The organism is Streptomyces sp. NPDC050416 (assembly GCF_044458845.1).
Lineage (GTDB): Bacteria > Actinomycetota > Actinomycetes > Streptomycetales > Streptomycetaceae > Streptomyces.
In genome coordinates, this window is sequence record NZ_JBITII010000007.1 from 87476 (window position 1) to 106604 (window position 19129).

The window sequence follows — 19129 nt, forward strand, 5'->3', positions numbered from 1 at the left end:
TCACCTCCTGCCGTCGCCGTCGCGCCACGGGTCACCGCCGTCACGCCACCGGCCGTCGCCGTCCCGCCGGCCGCCGTGCCCGTTCCGCCGGCCGCCGATGCCGCCGCTGCCGTCGAGCCACCGGCCGTCACTGTTACGCGGGCCGCCGGGCCCGTCCTGCCGGCCGTCGCCGTCCCGCCGGCCGACGTCGTGCCTGCGCCAGGTCCCGTTCTCCACCGCCGCGTCGAACGCCTCGCACACCATGTGCACCGCCACCAGGTGGAGTTCCTGCACGGTGGCCCCGGTCGGCGCATCGACGCACAGGGACTCGTCGCTGCCCGCCATCAGCGGGTTGGGCGCGGGGCCGGTGAGGGCCCACACCCGCACGCCCGCCGCGCGGGCGGCGTCCGCGGCGGACAGCAGGTTGGCGCTGGCTCCGCTGGTGGACAGCAGCATCAGGACGTCTCCGGGGCGGCCGTGGGCGCGCACCTGGCGGGCGAACACCTCGTCCACGCCGTAGTCGTTGGCGATGGCGGTGGTGCTGGAGGTGTCGGCGTGCAGGGCGATCGCCGAGAAGGCGGGCCGGTCGTCGCGGTAGCGGCCGACGAGTTCGGCGGTCAGGTGCTGGGCCTGGGCCGCGCTGCCGCCGTTGCCCGCGGCCAGCAGCCGGCCGCCGCCGGTGAGCACGGCCGCCAGGTGCTCGCCCCACCGCTGGGTGATGTGCGCCGAGGCGCGGAACGCGGTCAGGGCGTCCTGGAGTTCGTCGCAGTGCACGGTGACGGGCGGGTGCACGGTCATCACGCCACCTCCTTCTGCTGTGCGTGTCCGGCGAGGACCTGGCGGTGCACCTGCTCCACGCCGTCGGCGACGCGCCGCCAGGTGTAGTGGGCGAGGACGCGGTCGCGTCCGGCGCCGCCGAAGCGGCGGCGCAGTGCGTCGTCGGCGAGGAGTTCGCGTACGGCGGCGGCGATGGACTCGGGGTCCTGCGGGGGGACGAGCCGGCCCGTGGTGCCCTCGGCGACGCTGTCGCGGTGTCCGCCGACGTCGGTGGCGACGACGGGCACGCCGCAGGCCATCGCCTCCAGCGGCACGATGCCGAACGGCTCGTAGACCGGGGTGCACAGCACCAGGTCCGCGCTGCCGGTCAGGGCGGGCATGCCGTCCGGGTCGACCGCGCCGAGCAGCCGGACCCGGTCGGCCACGCCGGTGCTCCGCGCGAGCCGCCGCAGGCGTCGTGCCTCGGGGTCGTCGGCGAGCCGGTCGGCGGCGGGTCCGCCCGCGATGAGGAGTTCGGCGTCCGGGATCCGGGCGAGGGCCCGTACGGCCTGGTCGTAGCCCTTGCGCGGGACGAGCCGGCCGCAGGCGAGGAGCCGGTGCCGCTCCCGGCGCGCCGGGACGCCGTCGGACCGTACCCCGGGCCGGAAGTGCTCGGCGTCCACCCCGCAGGGCACCACGGACACCTGGCGGCGCGGCACCCCCAGCTCGGCCAGTTCGTGCACCTCGTCGGTGCAGGTGGCCAGGACGCGGGCGCAGCCGCGGCCGATCTGCCGCTCGATGCCGACGCGTTCGGGCGGGCTGGTGTCGAGCCGGCCCTGGTGGCGGCGCTTGACGGTGCCGAGGGCGTGGAAGGTCTGCACGACGGGCACGCCGTACGGCTGGGCGCCGATCCGCGCGGCCATGCCGGACATCCAGAAGTGGGCGTGCACCACGTCCGGCCGCTCGTGGGCCCAGGCGCGGGCGAGCCAGGCGCCGAAGTCGGGCATGTACGGGAACAGTTCGTCCTTGGGGACGGGCTCGGCCGGCCCGGCGGGCACGTGCTCGACGACGGCCCCGCCGGGCAGCGGCACCCGGTCGGGCAGGCCGGCGGCGTCGCGACGGGTGTAGACCGTCACGTCGTGGCCGCGCCGGGCCAGTTCCTCGCTCAGGCGGGCCACGTACACGTTCTGGCCGCCTGCGTCGACGCCGCCGAGCGCGGCTAGGGGGCTCGCGTGCTCGGAGACCATGGCGATCCTCATCGGGCCACCTCCTTCAGCAGCCGCTCCCAGTCGTCCAGGAAGCGGGACAGCCCGTAGCGGGCGAGCGCCGCCGCCCGTGCTCCCTCGCCGACCATGCGCGCGTGCAGCGGGTCGGCGACGAAGTTCCGTACGGCGCGGGTCAGTTCGTCGATGCGGTTGGAGACCACTCCGGCGCCGGGCGGTACGGCCTCGGTGACCTCGGTGGTGGCGAGCGCGACCACGGGCATGCCGAGGTGCATCGCCTCCAGCAGGGACAGGCCGAGGGAGGTCCAGCGCACGGGGTGGACGTAGACGCGTCGCCGCGCCATGGCCGCGTGGAGTTCGGCCTGGGTGAGTTCGTGGGAGCGGCAGCGCTCGGCGGGGATGCCGAGGTGGCCGGCGAGGCCCTCGGTGCCCATGCCGAAGACGTCCAGCGGGGCGGCTTCGGCGAAGGCCGGCAGCAGGTCGGTGCCGGTGGTACGGCCGCGCCGGACCGGCTCGTTGACGGCGACGGCGGCGCGTTCCAGCTCCCCGGTCCACAGCGGCCCGGGGTCGACGATGCCGTGCTCGATGACGGTGCTGGGCGTCGAACCCGCGTCCCACATCAGCCGGTTGAAGTGCGTGACGTGGACGAGGGTGACGCCGGGGATGTCCGCTGCCGGATGGCGGGTGTCGGGCACGTCACCGTGCGGGGCGTTGTGCTCCAGGTACACCAGCGGCGGGCGGCGGCCCAGCCACCGGTCGACCAGGTCGAGTTCGTGCGGGCGTTGCAGCACGACGACGTCGATGTCCTCGTCCCGCAGCCGCTCCGGCGGCACTTCGACGACCGAGTCCGGCCAGTCCCAGGTGCGGGCCCGGCCGAGCCCGTCGGGGCCCCGGTCGGGCGTGACGGGCACGACGTAGGTGTGCGGTCCCCGCACGAACGCGGTGGTCCACGAGCCGTGCACGTGCCAGAGCAGGATCCTCATGCCGCCTCCCCCATCAGCTTCTCGACGGCGGTCACCACGTCGTGCGCGGTGACGGTGTCCAGGCAGGGATGACCGGGCACGGGGCACTCCCGTGCCCTGCTGTCCGCGCACGGGGCGTCCTGGTCGCCGAGCAGCACGTACGGGACGCCGTACGGCCGCCAGCGCTCGGCGGGGACGACCGGGGAGAACAGGGACACCACCGGGGTGCCGACGGCGGCGGCGAGATGGGCGGGGCCGGTGTTGCCGGTGACGACGACGGTGGCACCCGCGAGGACGCCGGCGAGTTCCGCGGCCCCGGTGCGGCCGCCGAGGTCGAGGGCGTGCGAGCCCGCGACGTACGCGGTCAGGTCGCTCTCCCCCGCGCCGCCGGTCACCACCACGCGGTGCCCGGCGGCGGCCAGTTCGCACACCGCCTCGGCGCAGCGCCCGGGGCTCCACGCGCGGGCGGGGACGCTGGCGCCGGGGTGCAGGACGACGTACGGCTCCGGGCCGGTGAGCCCGGCGGTGGCGGGCGGCGGGAGCACCCGGGGCCGGCCGTCGTCGGCCGGCGGGAACCCGGCGGCCTCGGCGAGGTCGAGCGCGGCCTCCACCTCGTGGGCGTGCGGGGCGCGGTGGTGGCGTACGTCGAGGAGGGAGCCGGGGTAGTCCTCGCTGTCGGCGGCGATGAAGTCCACGCCGGCCAGGCGCAGCAGCAGGGCGGTCGGCAGCGGGGACTGGTGGAAGGACGTCAGGATCAGGGCCGTGTCGGCGTCGATGGTGTCGATGAGCAGCTCGACCTCGCCGCGGCCGACGGGCGGGGGCGTGAGGCCCACCCAGGGCGCGTCCCACACGAGGACGTCGTCGACGCCCGGGAGCAGCCGGGCGGCGGGCGCGCCGCGCGGTCCGCACAGCAGGGTGACGGTGTCGGCGCGGGCGGCGACCGCGCGGATGGCGGGTCCGGCGAGCAGGACGTCGCCGAAGCTGTCGAGCCGGGTGACGAGTGCCTTCACGCGTGCCTCCCCTGCCCCGGGGCGGCCGTGTAGGCCTCCTGGATCGGGCGCTCGTCGGCGAGGACGCGGCCCTTGGGCGGTCCGTCCAGTACGGCGCGGACGGCCGTCAGCAGGTCCGGGGCGACGTGGTCCGCGTCCGAGGTCTCCTCGGGCCGGGTCTGCGCGGTGGGGACGAGGATGCCGTGGGCGCCGGCGCGGCGGGCGGCCTCCACGTCGGCGCCGATGTCGCCGATGACGACGAGGTCGGCGGGGTTGGTGCAGATCCGCCCGGCCGCCCACAGCACCATGCCCGGCTGGGGTTTGCGGCAGTGGCAGCCGTCGTCGGGGCCGTGCGGGCAGACGGCGAACACCTCGAAGGGGCCGAGGAGTTCATCGACGCGGTGGTTGACGCGGCGGACGTCGGCCTCGGTGAGCAGCCCGCGCGCCACACCGGACTGGTTGGTTACGACGCCGGTGCGGATGCCGCGTGCACGCAGCAGGGCGAGCGCCTCGCGGGCGCCGTCGACGGGGCGTACGCGGTCGGGGTCGGCGTTGTAGGGGACGTCGTGGACGAGGGTGCCGTCGCGGTCGAACAGCACGGCCTTGACCGGGCTCATCGTGCCACCTCCTGCCAGGAGGGGGCGTGGCGGTGGCGCAGGGCGCCGGTCAGCCGGTGCCAGGTCGCGGCGGGCGGGATGAGCACGCTGGTCGCCAGCATGGTCGTCACTTCCTCGCGGGTGCGCGGGCCGGGCGCGATGCGGGCCCGGGCGAACTCCGCGGTTCCGGCCGCCCAACCGAGCGCGCAGGCCGCGGCGGCCCGGCCGTGTCCGGTGGCGGCGAGGGCGCAGGCGGCGACGCCCGCGGTGGTGATCGCCGCGTGCTTGCGGATCCGGCCGCGCGGCGCGACCGCCTTGTCCCACCAGTCGGGTCCGTGCAGCCGCCGCATGAGGGCGTCGTCGGCGTTGCCGCGCTGCTGGCGCACGGACACCCAGCGGGACGCGGGGCGCACGGGGTGGCGGGTGGTGCGGCGGCCCTGCCGGATGCGCCAGCCCGCGTCGAGGAGGCGCAGCGCGAGGTCGGCGTCCTCACGGAAGGCGCGCCGGAAGCGTTCGTCGAAGCCGCCGACCTGCTTGAGGGCGTCGGTGCGGTAGGCCATGTCGGCGGTGATCCAGTGGGCGCGGGCGAGTCCGGCGGTGCCGCGTTCCCAGTCGGTGGGGCGGCGTTCGCCGGGCAGCGGGACGCTGATGTCGCCCTGGACGCCGGCGATGTCGGGCGTCACCTCGGCGAGGTCCTCGGCCAGCTCGTCGCCCCAGTGGGGTCCGACCTGGACGTCGTCGTCGAGGAACACGGTCCACGGCGCGGTCACGGCCCGCAGCCCGGTGTTGCGGGCGGCGGCGGGCCCGCGCCCGCCGCCGCTGAGCACGCGGGTGCGCTCCCGCAGGTCGCCGAGGACGCTCAACGGGTGCTCCAGCTTTCCGGGTTCGGGGTCGGGCCGGTCGTCGACGAGGACGATCTGCTCGGGGCGCGGCCCGGTCGCGGCGGCGAGCGCGGCGAGACAGTCGGCGAGGGTGTCCCGTACGAGGGTGGGGACGACGACGGCGTACGAGGTCATGCCGCTGCCCTCCCCGCGTCGAACACCCGCCCCCGGCGGACCGCGTACGGGCCGATGGCCAGCAGGTCGACGGGCGCGGAGCCGAAGCACTCCAGGGCGTCGCGCGGGTCGTCGACCATGGGCCGGCCGGCGGTGTTGAGGCTGGTGTTGACGACCACGGGCAATCCGGTGCGCCGCTCGAAGGCGCTCAGCATCCGCGCCACCAGCGGTTCGCGCCTTTCCTCGACGGTCTGGATGCGGGCGGTGCCGTCGACGTGCACGACGGCCGGGATGCGGTCGCGCCACTCCTTGGCGACGTCGTGCACGAACAGCATGTACGGGCTGGGCAGCGGGCCGCCGGAGAAAAGGTCGGCGGCGCGGTCGGCGAGGACCATCGGGGCGACGGGCCGGAACTCCTCGCGGCCCTTGACGTGGTTGAGGCGTTCCAGGTTCTCGGCGCGGCCGGGGTGGGCGAGCAGGGAGCGGTGCCCGAGGGCGCGCGGCCCGTACTCGCTGCGGCCCTGGAACCAGGCGACGACTCCGTCGCGGGCCAGTTCCTCGGCGACGGTCTCGGCGATGTCGTCGGGCTTCTCGTAGGGGATCGCCGCCGTGTCGAGCCAGGCGCGCAGTTCGTCGTCGCTCCAGCCGCGGCCGAGGGCGGCGCCGGGCATCGGGTGGGCCTGTCCGGTCTCCGTCGCGGTGAGGTGCAGGGCTCCGCCGAGCGCGGTGCCGGCGTCCCCGGCGGCGGGCTGCACCCACACGTCCCGGTACGGGCCCTTGGCCACGATCTTCGAGTTGGCGACGCAGTTGAGGGCGACGCCCCCGGCCATCGTGAGTGCCTCGCCCCCGGCCTCGCGGTGCAGCCAGTGCACGAGCTCCAGCAGGACCTCTTCGAGGACGGCCTGGGTGCTCGCGGCGAGGTCGGCGTGGTCCTGGTTCCAGGGTTCGCCCTTGGCGCGGGGCGGCGCGAACGCGGCCCAGTCGACGCCGTGGGCGCGGAAGCCGCCGTGGCCGGTGGGGTGGACGTACTGCCGCAGCTGCGGCAGGAAGCGCGGGGTGCCGTAGGAGGCGAGGGCCATCACCTTGTACTCGTCGCTGCTGCGCAGGAACCCGAGGTGTTCGGTGAGCTCCTCGTAGACCAGGCCGAGGGAGTCGGGCAGCGCCTGCGTGGCGAGGGTGTCGAGCTTGCCGTCGCGGTAGCGGCCGGCCAGGTGGGAGGCGGCCTCGCCGCGGCCGTCCAGGACGAGGACGGCGCTGTCGGGGTGCGGGGAGGCGGGCCCGGCGGAGGCGGCGTGCGCGACGTGGTGGGGGACGAAGACGACCCGGTCGGGGTCGAGGCCGGGCAGGGCCTCGGCGAGGAACTCGGGGGCGCGGCGCGCGTACTCCAGGCGCAGCGGGTCCCAGGGGTCGTTCAGGCCCATGTCGCGGGCGGGCCGGGCGAGCTTCGGGTCGAAGGAGTAGGTGACGGCATCCAGGTCCCCGGGCCGCAGGCCCGCCTGCTCCAGACACCAGCGGGCGGACAGCTCGGGCAGCTCCCACGCGGAGAACGGCACCGGGCGCTTGCCGTGCTTGCGCCGGCTGAAGCGCTCCTCCTCGGCGGCCGCGACCGTGTGGCCGTCGACGACCAGAGCTGCTGCTGGGTCGTGGAACAAGGCGTTGATACCAAGGATGCGCATGTGCTCCGTCCCGAGCTGTGTGGCGTACTCCGGCGTCTCGGCGAGTGCCGCACTGCGGCTGTCTCAAACAATTGGAGACAACTGCCCGCCTGATAGCCGGATTTTTCACTTCATGTAGCGCTAAAGACTCACGCTGTAATCGCACTCAGGCGGCCACGGAGCGCGAGAACCAGCCAATGGTCCGTTCGAGTCCCTCGCTCCAGCCGACGCGGGGCTGCCAGCCGAGCCGTTCCCGGGCCAGCCGGGTGTCGGGGCGGCGCCGGGCCGGATCGTCGACGGGGCGGTCCACGAACCGGATACGGGAGGCGGAGCCGGTGATCTCCACGATCCGGCGGGCCAGCTCCAGCATCGTGATCTCGTCGCCGCCGCCGATGTTCACGGGCCCGGTCTCGGTGGAGGCGGCCAGCGCGAGGACGCCGTCCACGGTGTCGTCGACGTAGCACAGGGAGCGCGTCTGCCCGCCGTCTCCGGCGACGGTCAGGGGCATGCCGTCCAGGGCCTGCGCGATGAAGGTGGGGACGGCGCGGCCGTCGCCGGTACGCATGCGGGGGCCGTAGGTGTTGAAGATGCGGACGATGGCGGTGTCGGTGCCGCGCGCCTGGCGGTGGGCGGTGACCAGGGCCTCCGCGAACCGCTTGGACTCGTCGTAGACGCTGCGCGGTCCGATCGGGTTGACGTTGCCCCAGTACGTCTCGCGCTGGGGGTGCTCCAGCGGATCGCCGTACACCTCGGAGGTGGAGGCGAGCACGAGGCGCGCACCGTCGGCGTGGGCCCGTTCCAGCGCGAGGCGGGTGCCGGTGCTGCCGACGTCGAGGGTCTCCAGCGGCAGCCGCAGGTAGTCGGCGGGCGAGGCCGGGCAGGCGAAGTGCAGGACGAGGCCGAACCGGCCGGGCAGCGCCCGCCAGACCGCCGGGTCGGTGGCGTCACCGCGCACGAAGCGGAAGCCGGGCCACTGCTCCAGGTCGGCCACGTTGGCGCGGGAGCCGGTGGCCAGGTTGTCCAGGCACACCACCTCCGTGCCGGCGTCGAGCAGCCGCGCGCACAGATGGGACCCCACGAAACCCGCCCCGCCGGTCACCAGGGCCCGGCGCCAGGCACGTCCGCTCACGGGACTCTCCTTCCGCTGGCATTCACTTGCGTATCGGCGCGAGTAACCAGGCGGGGGGACGGAACACTATAAACCGGACGTATACACAGTGTGTATAGTCCCGCCATGCCTTCTCTGACCAAGAAGATGAAGAAAACGGGGATCTCGTTCCGAACGGCCGGAACACTCGCGGCGACCGCCGCCCTGACACTGTTCCTGAGCGGCTGCTCGGGACCCGACACCACGGCTCCCAGCGCCGTCCGCGCCCAGGCGGCGGACCTCCGGGCAGCACACTTCGGCACCGTCGACTGCCGTGAGGTGAAATGCATCGCGCTCACCTTCGACGCCGGGCCGAGCGAGCACTCCGCACGCCTGCTGGGCATCTTGAAGGAGAAACAGGTCCCGGCGACCTTCTTCCTCCTCGGCAAGCGGCACATCGAGAAGTACCCGGAGCTGGTGCGGCGGATGGCGGACGAGGGTCACGAGGTGGCCAGCCACACCTGGGACCACAAGATCCTGACCCGGCTCAGACCCGAGGAGATACGCGAGGAGCTCGAACGCCCCAACCAGGAGATAGAACGCCTCACCGGCCGGCGCCCGACCTTGATGCGCCCGCCGCAGGGCCGCACCGACGACACCGTCCACGAGATCTGCCGCGAGCTGGGCCTCGCCGAGGTGCTGTGGAGCGTGACGGCGAAGGACTACACGACGACCGATCCGGACCTGATCACCCGCCGCGTCCTCGCCCAGGCGTCCCGGGACGGGATCATCCTGCTGCACGACATCTACGACGGCACGGTGCCGGCGGTGCCGGGGATCATCGACGCGCTCAAGGAACGGGGCTATGTGTTCGTGACGGTGCCGCAGCTGCTGGCACCGGGGAGGGCGGAGCCGGGGAAGGTGTACCGGTAGGGCCGAAGGGCCGACAGAGGGTCGACACCCCGGCGGGACAAAGGAGTTGCGACCGCCGTCGCGCGCGGGGAGGGTGCGAGGGGGTGTCCGCAAAGTCCCGTCGTCCGCCCGGTGGGCAGGCGGGACCTTACGGACACCCTCTAGAGCGCTGAAGGGAGCACCGTTGTCGCACTCCGACACTCCGGTCGTCCGGGAGTTCGCCGTGGCGGACCGGGACGCCGGGCCGTACGGCATCACGACGACCCCGGACGGCACCGTGTGGGCGGCCCTGGAGACGGGAGCGGTGGCGCGGGTGACGCCGTAGCGGTCATTGACCGCTCCGCGACAGACCCTCCACGAGTTGGGAGACGACATCCAGGATGGTCTGCCCGAAGGCGGTGGGAGCGATGAGCACGCCCAGGGTGAGGCAGAGGACCACGGTCATCTTCTCGTCGAACCGGCTTCGGGCCTGAGTGCGACGACGCAGCCGGACGACGACGTTTGACGGCAAGCAGAACAGCCACGTTGACGGTCACCACCACGCGCTCGGACCTCCCATCAGCCCACAACTCCCCTGGTGATACCGGACCTCGACTCCGTTCTGTGTAGCGTGAACGGTCTTGTGCCGAGGCGGGATCACCCCGCGTTGGCGGCAAAGCACCCTCTCGTGGCGTGATCCCGCAGGCCCGAGAGCGGGGACCTGCAGTCGGCGCTCTCGTCAGCCGCGCGGCGGACCCTGGCTGGGCCGGGTGGGTGAGGCGGGGACGAGCGGAGCGCCTGGCGGCAGGGAGTCCCTACGATCGTCGCGTGGCGAACATCCTGCTCGTACGTACGGTCCCGCTTCCCCTCGACGAGACTTGGCGGCGGATCACGCTGTGGCGGCGGCACGGTGACGTGGTGCCGTTGACGGCGGTCAGCGTGGTTCCGCCCGAGCCGACCCGCGTGGGCACGGTCGTCGTGGCCCGGTCGGGTGTCGGGCCGCTGTCCTTCGAGGACCCGATGGAGGTCACGGTGTGGCAGCCGCCGGAGTACGGGGCGCCGGGGATGTGCCGCCTGGAGAAGCGGGGCCGGGTGGTGCTGGGCTGGGCGGAGCTGGAGGTGCGGCCGGGGCCCGGGGGCCGTAGCCGTGTGATCTGGCGGGAGGAGATCCGGATCCGGCTGCTGCCGTCGGCCTTCGACGGCCTGCTGCGGCTCTCGGCGCGGTACGTGTTCGGCCGGGCGCTGAACCGTTTGCTCAGACGTCCGTGACGCCCCGGCGGCAGCCGAGGGTGGCCCGCTGAGCCGGCCTCAGGCCACCGACCCGATCCGGTCGACCGTCTTCGGCCCCGGCGCGTGGTGGATCGGCGTATGCGCCCCGGTCAGCGATACCCCGCTGCCGCCGCGCCGCGCCGCGACGATCTCCGACGCGATCGACAGGGCCGTCTCTTCGGGCGTACGGGCCCCGAGGTCCAGGCCGATCGGCGAGTGCAGCCGGCTCAGCTCCAGCTCGCTCACGCCGACTTCGCGCAGGCGCGCGTTGCGGTCCAGGTGGGTGCGCCGGGAGCCCATCGCACCGACGTACGCCACCGGCAGCCGCAGCGCCAGCTTCAGCAGCGGCACGTCGAACTTGGCGTCGTGGGTCAGCACGCACAGGACCGTACGCGCGTCGACGTCCGTGCGCTCCAGGTAGCGGTGGGGCCACTCGACGACGATCTCGTCGGCCTCCGGGAAGCGCGCCCGGGTCGCGAAGACCGGGCGCGCGTCGCACACCGTGACGTGGTAGCCGAGGAACTTGCCGATACGGACCAGGGCCGAGGCGAAGTCGATCGCGCCGAACACGATCATCCGGGGCGGGGGAACGGATGACTCGACCAGGACCGTGAGCGGTGCTCCGCAACGAGAGCCCTGCTCTCCGATCTCCAGGGTGCCGGTGCGGCCGGCGTCCAGGAAGGCGCCCGCCTCGGCGGTGACCGTGCGGTCCAGTTCCGGGTGAGCACCGAAGCCGCCCTCGCGGGAGCCGTCGGGCCGGACCAGCAGGGCCCGGCCCGTCAGTTCGCGCGGGCCCGACACGATCCGCGCCACCGCCGCCGCCTCCCCTCGCGCTGCGGCGGTGAGCGCGGACGCGACCACCGGGCGGACCGGATCGCCGGCCCGCACCGGGGTGACCAGGATGTCGATGACGCCACCGCAGGTCAGACCCACGGCGAAGGCGTCGTCGTCGCTGTATCCGAAGCGCTCCAGGACGGACTCGCCGTCCCGCAGCGCCTGCTCGCACAGCTCGTACACCGCGCCCTCCACACAGCCGCCGGAGACCGAGCCGATCGCCGTGCCGTCGGCGTCCACCGCGAGCGCGGCGCCGGGCTGCCGGGGCGCGCTGCCGCCGACGGCCACCACGGTGGCCACGGCGAAGTCACGGCCCTGCTCGACCCACCGGTTCAGCTCCTCGGCGATGTCCAGCATCTGTCTCGGTCTCCTTAAGGCTGCACGGCTGGGGCGACGGGCGTCAGTGGACGCCCAGCCAGCTCTCGATCGGGTTGAGGGCGAAGTAGACGAGGAACACCGCCGTCAGGATCCACATGAAGGCACCGATCTCCCGCACCTTGCCCTGGGCGGTCTTGATGGCGACGTAGGAGATGACGCCTGCGGCGACACCGGTGGTGATGGTGTACGTGAACGGCATCAGGACGACCGTCAGGAACACCGGGACGGCGGTGGCCCGGTCGGCCCAGTCCACGTGCCGGGCGTTCATCAGCATCATCGCGCCGATGACGACGAGGGCGGCGGACGCGACCTCCTGCGGCACGATCGCCGTGAGCGGCGTGAAGAAGAGACAGGCCGCGAAGAACAGACCGGTGACGACCGAGGCGAGGCCGGTGCGCGCGCCCTCACCGACCCCCGTGGCCGACTCGATGAACACCGTCTGGCCCGAACCGCCGGACACGCCTCCGATCGCGCCGCCGGCCCCGTCGATGAACAGCGCCTTGGACAGACCCGGCATCCGGCCCTTGTCGTCGGCGAGCTTGGCCTCGGTGCCGACGCCGATGATGGTCGCCATCGCGTCGAAGAACCCGGCCAGCACCAGCGTGAAGACGATCATGCCGACGGTCATCGCGCCGACCTCGCCCCAGCCGCCGAACTCCACGTCCCCGAAGAGCGAGAAGTCGGGCATGGACACCGCGCCGCCGTGCAGCTCGGGGGCGCCGCCCGCCCACTGCTTGGGGTCGATGACACCCGCGGCGTTCAGGATCGCGGCGACGACCGTGCCGCTGACGATGCCGATGAGGATGGCGCCCGGGATGTTCCGGGCCTGCAGCATGAAGATCAGCAGCAGGGTGCCGGCGAAGAGCAGCACCGGCCAGCCGGCCAGTTCGCCCGCCGGGCCGAGCGTGACGGGAGTGGACTGCCCCTGGTGCACGAAGCCGGACTTGTAGAAGCCGATGAGGGCGATGAACAGGCCGATGCCCATGGTGATGCCGTGCTTGAGCGCGAGCGGGATCGCGTTCATGATCATCTCGCGCAGGCCGGTGACGACCAGCAGCATGATGACCACGCCGTACATCACGCACATGCCCATCGCCTGCGGCCAGGTCATCTCGGGCGCGACCTGGGAGGCGAGGACCCCGGAGACGGACAGACCCGCGGCGAGGGCGAGCGGCACCTTGCCGACGAGACCCATCAGCAGGGTGGTGAGGGCCGCCGCGAACGCGGTCGCGGTGATCAGTCCCTGCTGCGCGAGGGTGTTGCCCGCCGCGTCCTTGCCGGACAGGATCAGGGGGTTGAGCAGGAGGATGTACGCCATCGCCATGAAGGTGGTGACGCCACCGCGCACTTCGCGCGCGACCGTGGACCCTCGGTGGGATATGTGGAAGTACCGGTCGAGCCAGGACCGTCCGGCCGGGACGCGGGTGCCTTCGCCCGCGTCTTCGGCTGTGGTCCTCGGCTCCAGTGACTGCTGGGTCATGTGGGCCTACTCCCAAGTTTCATAGGGGGTTGGGATGCACGACCCGGGGGACGGCCCGAGGCGAACGAAGGGGGTCCGGGGGACGCGGTCCCCCGGACGGAACTCTCCTGCTCAGGCCTCGGAGAGTGACGTACCCGTCAGGTGCTCGGGCCGTACCGGAGTCCGGTTCAGCTCGAGCCCGGTCGCGTTCCGGATGGCCGCGAGGACCGCCGGCGTCGACGACAGGGTGGGCGCCTCGCCGATGCCGCGCAGCCCGTACGGGGCGTGGTCGTCGGCGAGTTCGAGCACGTCGACCGGGATGGTCGGCGTGTCGAGGATGGTCGGGATCAGGTAGTCCGTGAAGGAGGGGTTCTTCACCTTCGCCGTCTTCGGGTCGACGATGATCTCCTCCATGACGGCCACGCCCAGGCCCTGTACGGTGCCGCCCTGGATCTGGCCGAGCACCGACAGCGGGTTGAGCGCCTTGCCGACGTCCTGGGCACAGGCCAGCTCGATGACCTTCACCAGGCCGAGCTCGGTGTCGACCTCGACGACGGCGCGGTGCGCGGCGAAGGAGTACTGGACGTGCCCGTTGCCCTGCCCGGTGCGCAGGTCGAAGGGCTCGGTCGGCCGGTGCCGCCACTCCTCCTCGACCTCCACGACCTCGTCCTCCAGGACGTCGGCCAGGTCCCCGAGGACCTCGCCGCCGTCGGTGACGACCTTGCCGCCCTCCAGGAGCAGTTCGGCCGTCGCCCAGGCCGGGTGGTAGGAGCCGAACTTGCGGCGGCCGATCTCCAGCACCTTCTCGCGGACCAGCTCACAGGCGTTCTTCACGGCACCGCCGGTGACGTACGTCTGCCGGGAGGCCGACGTCGAACCGGCGCTGCCCACCCGGGTGTCGGCCGGATTGATGGTCACCTGCGTGACGCCCAGTTCGGTGCGGGCGATCTGCGCGTGGACCGTGACACCGCCCTGGCCGACCTCGGCCATGGCCGTGTGGACGGTGACGACGGGCTCGCCGCCGACGACCTCCATCCGGACCTTCGCGGTCGAGTAGTCGTCGAACCCCTCGGAGAAACCCACGTTCTTGATGCCGACCGCGTAGCCGACACCGCGGACGACGCCTTCACCGTGCGTGGTGTTGGACAGGCCGCCCGGCAGCTCCCGCAGGTCGGCGCCCTCGCTGGACTCCCACTGGCGCTCCGGCGGCATCGGCATCGCCTTGACGCGGCGCAGGAGTTCGGCGACCGGGGCCGGCGAGTCGACCGGCTGCCCGGTCGGCATGAGCGTGCCCTGCTCCATGGCGTTGAGCTGCCGGAACTCCACCGGGTCCATGCCGAGTTCCTTCGCCAGCTTGTCCATCTGCGCCTCGTAGGCGAAGCACGCCTGGACCGCGCCGAAGCCGCGCATGGCGCCGCAGGGCGGGTTGTTGGTGTAGAGGGCGATGGCCTCGATGTCCACGTCGTCGATCACGTACGGGCCGACCGACAGGGAGGAGGCGTTGCCGACGACGGCCGGGGAGGCGGAGGCGTAGGCGCCGCCGTCCAGGACGATCCGGCACTTCATGTGCGTGAGCTTGCCGTCCCTGGTGGCCCCGTGCTCGTAGTAGAGCTTCGCCGGGTGGCGGTGGACGTGCCCGAAGAAGGACTCGAACCGGTTGTAGACGATCTTGACGGGCTTGCCCGTGCGCAGCGCCAGCAGACAGGCGTGGATCTGCATGGACAGATCCTCGCGGCCGCCGAACGCGCCGCCGACGCCGGACAGCGTCATCCGCACCTTGTCCTCGGGCAGGCCGAGGACGGGCGCGATCTGGCGCAGGTCGCTGTGCAGCCACTGGGTGGCGATGTAGAGGTGGACGCCGCCGTCCTCCTCCGGCACGGCGAGACCGGACTCGGGGCCGAGGAAGGCCTGGTCCTGCATGCCGAAGGTGTACTCGCCCTCGACGATCACGTCGGCCCGCTCGCGGGCCTGAGCCACGTCACCGCGGACGATCGGCTGGCGGTGGACGATGTTCGGGTGCGGCACGTGGCCGGCGTGGTGGTCGTCGCGGTTCTCGTGGACGAGGATCGCGTCCGGGGCGGTCGCGGAGGCCTCGTCGGTGATGACGGGCAGCTCCCGGTAGTCCACCTTGATCTTCGCGGCGGCGCGGCGCGCGGTCTCCGGGTGGTCGGCGGCGACGAGCGCGACCGGCTCGCCGTGGTGGCGGACCTTGCCGTGGGCGAGGACCGGGGTGTCCTGGATCTCCAGCCCGTAGTTCTTCACGTCGGTCGGCAGATCGTCGTACGTCAGCACGGCGTAGACGCCCGGCGTGGCCAGGGCCTCGCTGGTGTCGATGGACACGATCTCGGCGTGCGCGACGGTCGACCGGAGGATCTGGCCCCACAGCATGTCCTCGTGCCACATGTCGGACGAGTACGCGAACTCGCCGGTGACCTTGAGGGTGCCGTCCGGGCGCAGCGTGGACTCGCCGATGCCGCCCTTGGTCTGGGATCCCTGGGTGATCTTCGTGGGGGTTCCGCTGGGGGAAGCCATGAATCCGTTGGGGGAAGCCATGATCAGACCGCCTCTCCCTGCCGGGCGGCCGCCAGGCGGACCGCGTCCATGATCTTCTCGTAGCCGGTGCAGCGGCACAGGTTGCCCGACAATGCCTCGCGGATGTCCGCGTCGGTCGGGGTCGGGTTGCGCTCCAGCATCTCGTCGGCGGCGACCAGCAGACCCGGCGTGCAGAAGCCGCACTGGACGGCGCCGGCGTCGATGAACGCCTGCTGGATCGGGGAGAGCTCGGTGCCCTCGCCGGTCTGCGAGTCGGTGCCCTTGGCCTCCCACTGCTGGGCGTTCTGCAACGACGTACCGCACGCGTCACTCGCGCAGGAGCGCTGCTTGGCGTAGTCGGCGAGCCCTTCGACGGTGACGACCTCGCGGCCCTCCACCTGCCCGGCGGCGACCAGGCAGGAACACACCGGCACGCCGTCCAGCCGGACCGTGCACGAGCCGCACTCGCCCTGCTCACAGGCGTTCTTCGAACCCGGCAGGCCGAGCCGCTCCCGCAGCACGTAGAGCAGGGACTCGCCCTCCCACACGTCGTCGGCCTCCTGCGGACGGCCGTTGACCGTGAAGTTGACGCGCATTACGCAGCTCCCTCGGTGGTGCGGCGGGCGCCGCGGTAGGACTCCCAGGTCCAGGTCAGCGTGCGGCGGGCCATCACGCCGACCGCGTGGCGGCGGTAGCTCGCGGTGCCCCGGACGTCGTCGATCGGGTTGCAGGCGGCGGAGCACAGGTCCGCGAACTGCTTGGCGACCGACGGGGTGATGATCTTCCCGTTGTCCCAGAAGCCGCCCTCCTCCAGAGCGGCGTTCAGGAACTCCTCGGCGGCCTTGGCCCGAACGGGTGTCGGCGCGGCCGAACCGATGCCGGTCCGCACGGTCCGCGTCCGCGGGTGCAGCGCGAGTCCGAAGGCGCACACGGCGATGACCATCGCGTTCCGGGTCCCCACCTTGGAGAACTGCTGCGGCCCGTCGGCCTTCTGCACGTGCACGGCGCGGATCAGCTCGTCGGGAGCCAGCGCGTTGCGCTTCACACCCGTGTAGAACGCGTCGATCGGGATGCGGCGCGCCCCGCGCACCGACTCCACCTCCACCTCGGCGCCCGCGGCGAGCAGGGCGGGGTGGGCGTCGCCGGCCGGGGAGGCGGTGCCGAGGTTGCCGCCGACGCCGCCGCGGTTGCGGATCTGCGGGGAGGCGACCGTGTGCGAGGCCAGGGCGAGCCCCGGCAGCTCGGCGCGCAGGTTCTCCATGATCTTCGTGTACGGCACGGAGGCGCCGAGCCGCACGCTCTCCTCGCCGACCTCCCACTCGCAGAGGTCGCCGATGCGGTTCAGGTCCATGAGGTACTCGGGCCGGCGGTGGTCGAAGTTGATCTCGACCATCACGTCGGTGCCACCCGCAATCGGCACAGCGGTGGGATGCTCGGCTTTCGCGGCGAGCGCCTCCTCCCAGCTGGCGGGGCGAAGGAAGTCCATGACCGGCTCTCTTCTTCGTCTTCTCGTGGGGCGTTCAGATTGAGCCAATCCGTGTGCGGCGGTCCCGGCTCGTTCCTGTGCTGTCAACGCGTAATGGCCTCAGTACACAGGCCGGTGCTCCGGCGCGGTCAGTCACGGAAAACATGAAGGAGTTGGCTGGCCAGGACGGTCATCTTGTAGATTCGTATGAACGGAGGCCATCAGCAACCTCCTCGTTTTCCTGTGGAAACGCGCGACACAGCCGCGTGACCTGGGACACAGCCAGGACCGGCAAGATCCACCATGGATTTCGAGACAAAGAACGGCGGCGACGAGAAATGCGGCTGCGCGCACTGCTGGACACCGACGCGCTGGGCCTCAAGCTGCTCGGCGGCGAGGACGAGCTGGACCGCACCGTGCGCGGGGTGATGACCACCGACCTGCGCGACCCCAGTCGCTACCTCTCGGGCGGCGAGCTGGTGCTGACGGGCCTGGCCTGGCGGAGGGACGCCGCGGACTCGGAGCCGTTCGTGCGGATCCTGGTGCAGGAGGGGGTCACGGCCCTCGCCGCGGGCGAGGCCGAACTCGGGGACGTGCCGGACGACCTGGTCGAGGCCTGCGCCCGCCACCGCCTCCCGCTCTTCGCGGTGCACGAGTCGGTGGCGTTCGCGACCATCACCGAGCACGTCGTACGGCAGGTCTCCGGCGAGCGCGCGGGCGACCTCGCGGCCGTGGTCGACCGCCACCGCCGGATGATGACCTCCGGCCCGGCGGGCGGCGGCCCGGACGTCGTCCTGGACCTCCTGGGCTCCGACCTGGACCTGCGCGCCTGGGTCCTCTCCCCCACCGGCCGTCTGATCGCGGGCCCGAAGGCGTCGGGCCCCGCCCTCACCGCCGAGGCGTGCGGCCGGCTGGCGGCGGAACACCTGGCCGCCACCCGCACGGGCCGCCGCGCCCCGTACCGCGTCCTCCTGGGCGGCACCACCTACTCCCTCTTCCCCATCCGCTCGACGGGCCGCGCACCGCAGACCGCCCCGGATTCCCGCGAGACCGTCCTGTCCGATTCCCGCGAGACCGTCCTGTCCGACTGGCTGCTCGCCGTCGAGGCGGACGCCGGGGACTGGGCGGAGGAGCGCCTCGACCTGCTCTACGGCGTCACCCAGCTGATCGCAGTCGAGCGGGACCGCCGCGACGCCGCCCGCACGGTCCGCCGCCGCCTCGCCCAGGAGGTCCTGGAACTGGTCCAGACGGGCGCGGCCCCCGCGGAGATCGCCGCCCGCCTCCGGGTGGCCGCCCCGGTCCTGCTGCCCGGCCTCGGGGCCGCGCCGCACTGGCAGGTGGTCGTGGCCCGCGTCGACTGGGACGGCGCCGAGATCGAGCAGGGCCCGGTCGCCCAGGCCCTGCTGGAGGAGATCCTCGTCGACCCCCTGTCGGCCGGCCCGGAGCACTCCGACCGCATCGCCGTGGCCCACACGGGCGACGAGGCCGTCGCCCTCGTCCCGCTCCCCGCCGTCCCGACGGAGCACGACGGCTCCGGGGGCGACGTCCTCGCGGACGCGCTCCTGGAGTCCGTACGGGACCCCCTGACGGCCGGCCTGAACGACGACGGCCGTCTCACGCTGGGCGTCAGCGCGGCCGTGCACTCGGCGGAGGGCCTGCGCGGCGCGCTGGAGGAGGCCCGCCACGCCCGCCGGGTGGCGGCGGCCCGGCCGGGCCGGGTCTGCGCGGCGGGACACCAGGAACTGGCCTCCCACGTCCTCCTGCTGCCCTTCGTCCCGGACGACGTCCGCCGCGCCTTCACGGCCCGCCTCCTGGACCCGCTGCGCGACTACGACCGCCGCCACCGCGCCGAGCTGATCCCCACACTGGAGGCGTTCCTGGACTGCGACGGCTCCTGGACGCGCTGCGCCTCCAGGCTGCACCTCCACGTCAACACCCTGCGCTACCGGGTGGGCCGTATCGAGCAGTTGACGAGCCGTGACCTGTCCCGCCTCGAAGACAAGCTGGACTTCTTCCTGGCGCTGCGGATGAGCTGAGACACGGGGAGTCCCGGCCCAAA

At 73.0% G+C, this 19129-nt stretch carries 17 protein-coding genes; 4 read left to right on the forward strand and 13 right to left on the reverse strand.

Going from position 1 to position 19129, the window contains the following annotated elements:
- The 8 genes from ACIBL4_RS22570 to ACIBL4_RS22605 form a co-directional block, all read right to left on the reverse strand.
- Entirely contained in the window at window positions 1-777 is a 777-nt protein-coding gene (locus tag ACIBL4_RS22570) for an SIS domain-containing protein (protein WP_399412760.1), read from the reverse strand.
- Window positions 777-1994: a glycosyltransferase gene (locus tag ACIBL4_RS22575; RefSeq protein ID WP_399412762.1), complete on the reverse strand. Its 1218-nt coding sequence runs from the start codon at window positions 1992-1994 to the stop codon at window positions 777-779. The genes ACIBL4_RS22570 and ACIBL4_RS22575 overlap by 1 nt, the downstream gene beginning before the upstream one ends.
- Window positions 1991-2941 carry a glycosyltransferase gene (locus tag ACIBL4_RS22580; protein WP_399412764.1) on the reverse strand — a complete coding sequence of 317 codons (951 nt, stop codon included), beginning with the start codon at window positions 2939-2941 and terminating at the stop codon, window positions 1991-1993. The genes ACIBL4_RS22575 and ACIBL4_RS22580 overlap by 4 nt, the downstream gene beginning before the upstream one ends.
- Window positions 2938-3930, reverse strand: a complete 993-nt coding sequence (locus tag ACIBL4_RS22585) for a glycosyltransferase family 9 protein (RefSeq protein ID WP_399412766.1) — start codon at window positions 3928-3930, stop codon at window positions 2938-2940. Before ACIBL4_RS22585 ends, ACIBL4_RS22580 begins: the two co-directional genes overlap by 4 nt.
- A complete protein-coding gene (locus tag ACIBL4_RS22590; RefSeq protein WP_399412768.1) occupies window positions 3927-4526 on the reverse strand; it encodes a D-glycero-alpha-D-manno-heptose-1,7-bisphosphate 7-phosphatase in 600 nt (199 codons plus the stop codon). The genes ACIBL4_RS22585 and ACIBL4_RS22590 overlap by 4 nt, the downstream gene beginning before the upstream one ends.
- Window positions 4523-5521, reverse strand: coding sequence for a glycosyltransferase (locus tag ACIBL4_RS22595; protein WP_399412770.1), 999 nt, complete (start codon window positions 5519-5521; stop codon window positions 4523-4525). The genes ACIBL4_RS22590 and ACIBL4_RS22595 overlap by 4 nt, the downstream gene beginning before the upstream one ends.
- On the reverse strand, window positions 5518-7176 hold the full coding sequence (locus ACIBL4_RS22600; protein ID WP_399412772.1) for a carbamoyltransferase: 1659 nt from the start codon (window positions 7174-7176) through the stop codon (window positions 5518-5520). Before ACIBL4_RS22600 ends, ACIBL4_RS22595 begins: the two co-directional genes overlap by 4 nt.
- A 145-nt stretch (window positions 7177-7321) precedes the next feature.
- Window positions 7322-8284 carry an NAD-dependent epimerase/dehydratase family protein gene (locus ACIBL4_RS22605; protein ID WP_399412774.1) on the reverse strand — a complete coding sequence of 321 codons (963 nt, stop codon included), beginning with the start codon at window positions 8282-8284 and terminating at the stop codon, window positions 7322-7324.
- A 126-nt stretch (window positions 8285-8410) separates the two neighbouring features.
- On the opposite strand from ACIBL4_RS22605, the gene ACIBL4_RS22610 reads away from it, so the two are divergent.
- The 3 genes from ACIBL4_RS22610 (at window position 8411) to ACIBL4_RS22620 (ending at window position 10402) form a co-directional block, all read left to right on the forward strand.
- Window positions 8411-9175, forward strand: coding sequence for a polysaccharide deacetylase family protein (locus ACIBL4_RS22610; RefSeq protein WP_399413483.1), 765 nt, complete (start codon window positions 8411-8413; stop codon window positions 9173-9175).
- A 163-nt stretch (window positions 9176-9338) separates the two neighbouring features.
- Window positions 9339-9479, forward strand: coding sequence for a hypothetical protein (locus ACIBL4_RS22615; protein WP_399412776.1), 141 nt, complete (start codon window positions 9339-9341; stop codon window positions 9477-9479).
- Between the two features lie 482 nt (window positions 9480-9961).
- On the forward strand, window positions 9962-10402 hold the full coding sequence (locus tag ACIBL4_RS22620; protein ID WP_399412778.1) for an SRPBCC family protein: 441 nt from the start codon (window positions 9962-9964) through the stop codon (window positions 10400-10402).
- Window positions 10403-10441: 39 nt separating this feature from the next.
- Here the strand turns inward: ACIBL4_RS22620 and ACIBL4_RS22625 are convergent, their stop codons facing one another.
- From ACIBL4_RS22625 to ACIBL4_RS22645, 5 genes are all read right to left on the reverse strand, one after another.
- On the reverse strand, window positions 10442-11593 hold the full coding sequence (locus tag ACIBL4_RS22625) for an XdhC family protein (RefSeq protein WP_399412780.1): 1152 nt from the start codon (window positions 11591-11593) through the stop codon (window positions 10442-10444).
- Between the two features lie 43 nt (window positions 11594-11636).
- Window positions 11637-13094: an NCS2 family permease gene (locus ACIBL4_RS22630; RefSeq protein WP_399412782.1), complete on the reverse strand. Its 1458-nt coding sequence runs from the start codon at window positions 13092-13094 to the stop codon at window positions 11637-11639.
- 111 nt (window positions 13095-13205) lie between these two features.
- Window positions 13206-15605 carry a xanthine dehydrogenase family protein molybdopterin-binding subunit gene (locus tag ACIBL4_RS22635; protein ID WP_399412784.1) on the reverse strand — a complete coding sequence of 800 codons (2400 nt, stop codon included), beginning with the start codon at window positions 15603-15605 and terminating at the stop codon, window positions 13206-13208.
- 23 nt (window positions 15606-15628) lie between these two features.
- Window positions 15629-16201, reverse strand: a complete 573-nt coding sequence (locus ACIBL4_RS22640; protein ID WP_399412786.1) for a (2Fe-2S)-binding protein — start codon at window positions 16199-16201, stop codon at window positions 15629-15631.
- Entirely contained in the window at window positions 16201-17091 is an 891-nt protein-coding gene (locus tag ACIBL4_RS22645) for an FAD binding domain-containing protein (RefSeq protein WP_399412788.1), read from the reverse strand. The genes ACIBL4_RS22640 and ACIBL4_RS22645 overlap by 1 nt, the downstream gene beginning before the upstream one ends.
- Window positions 17092-17408: 317 nt before the next feature.
- Between ACIBL4_RS22645 and ACIBL4_RS22650 the strand changes: the two genes are divergently transcribed.
- Window positions 17409-19106: a PucR family transcriptional regulator gene (locus ACIBL4_RS22650; protein WP_399412790.1), complete on the forward strand. Its 1698-nt coding sequence runs from the start codon at window positions 17409-17411 to the stop codon at window positions 19104-19106.
- The last annotated feature ends 23 nt before the right edge of the window (window positions 19107-19129 follow it).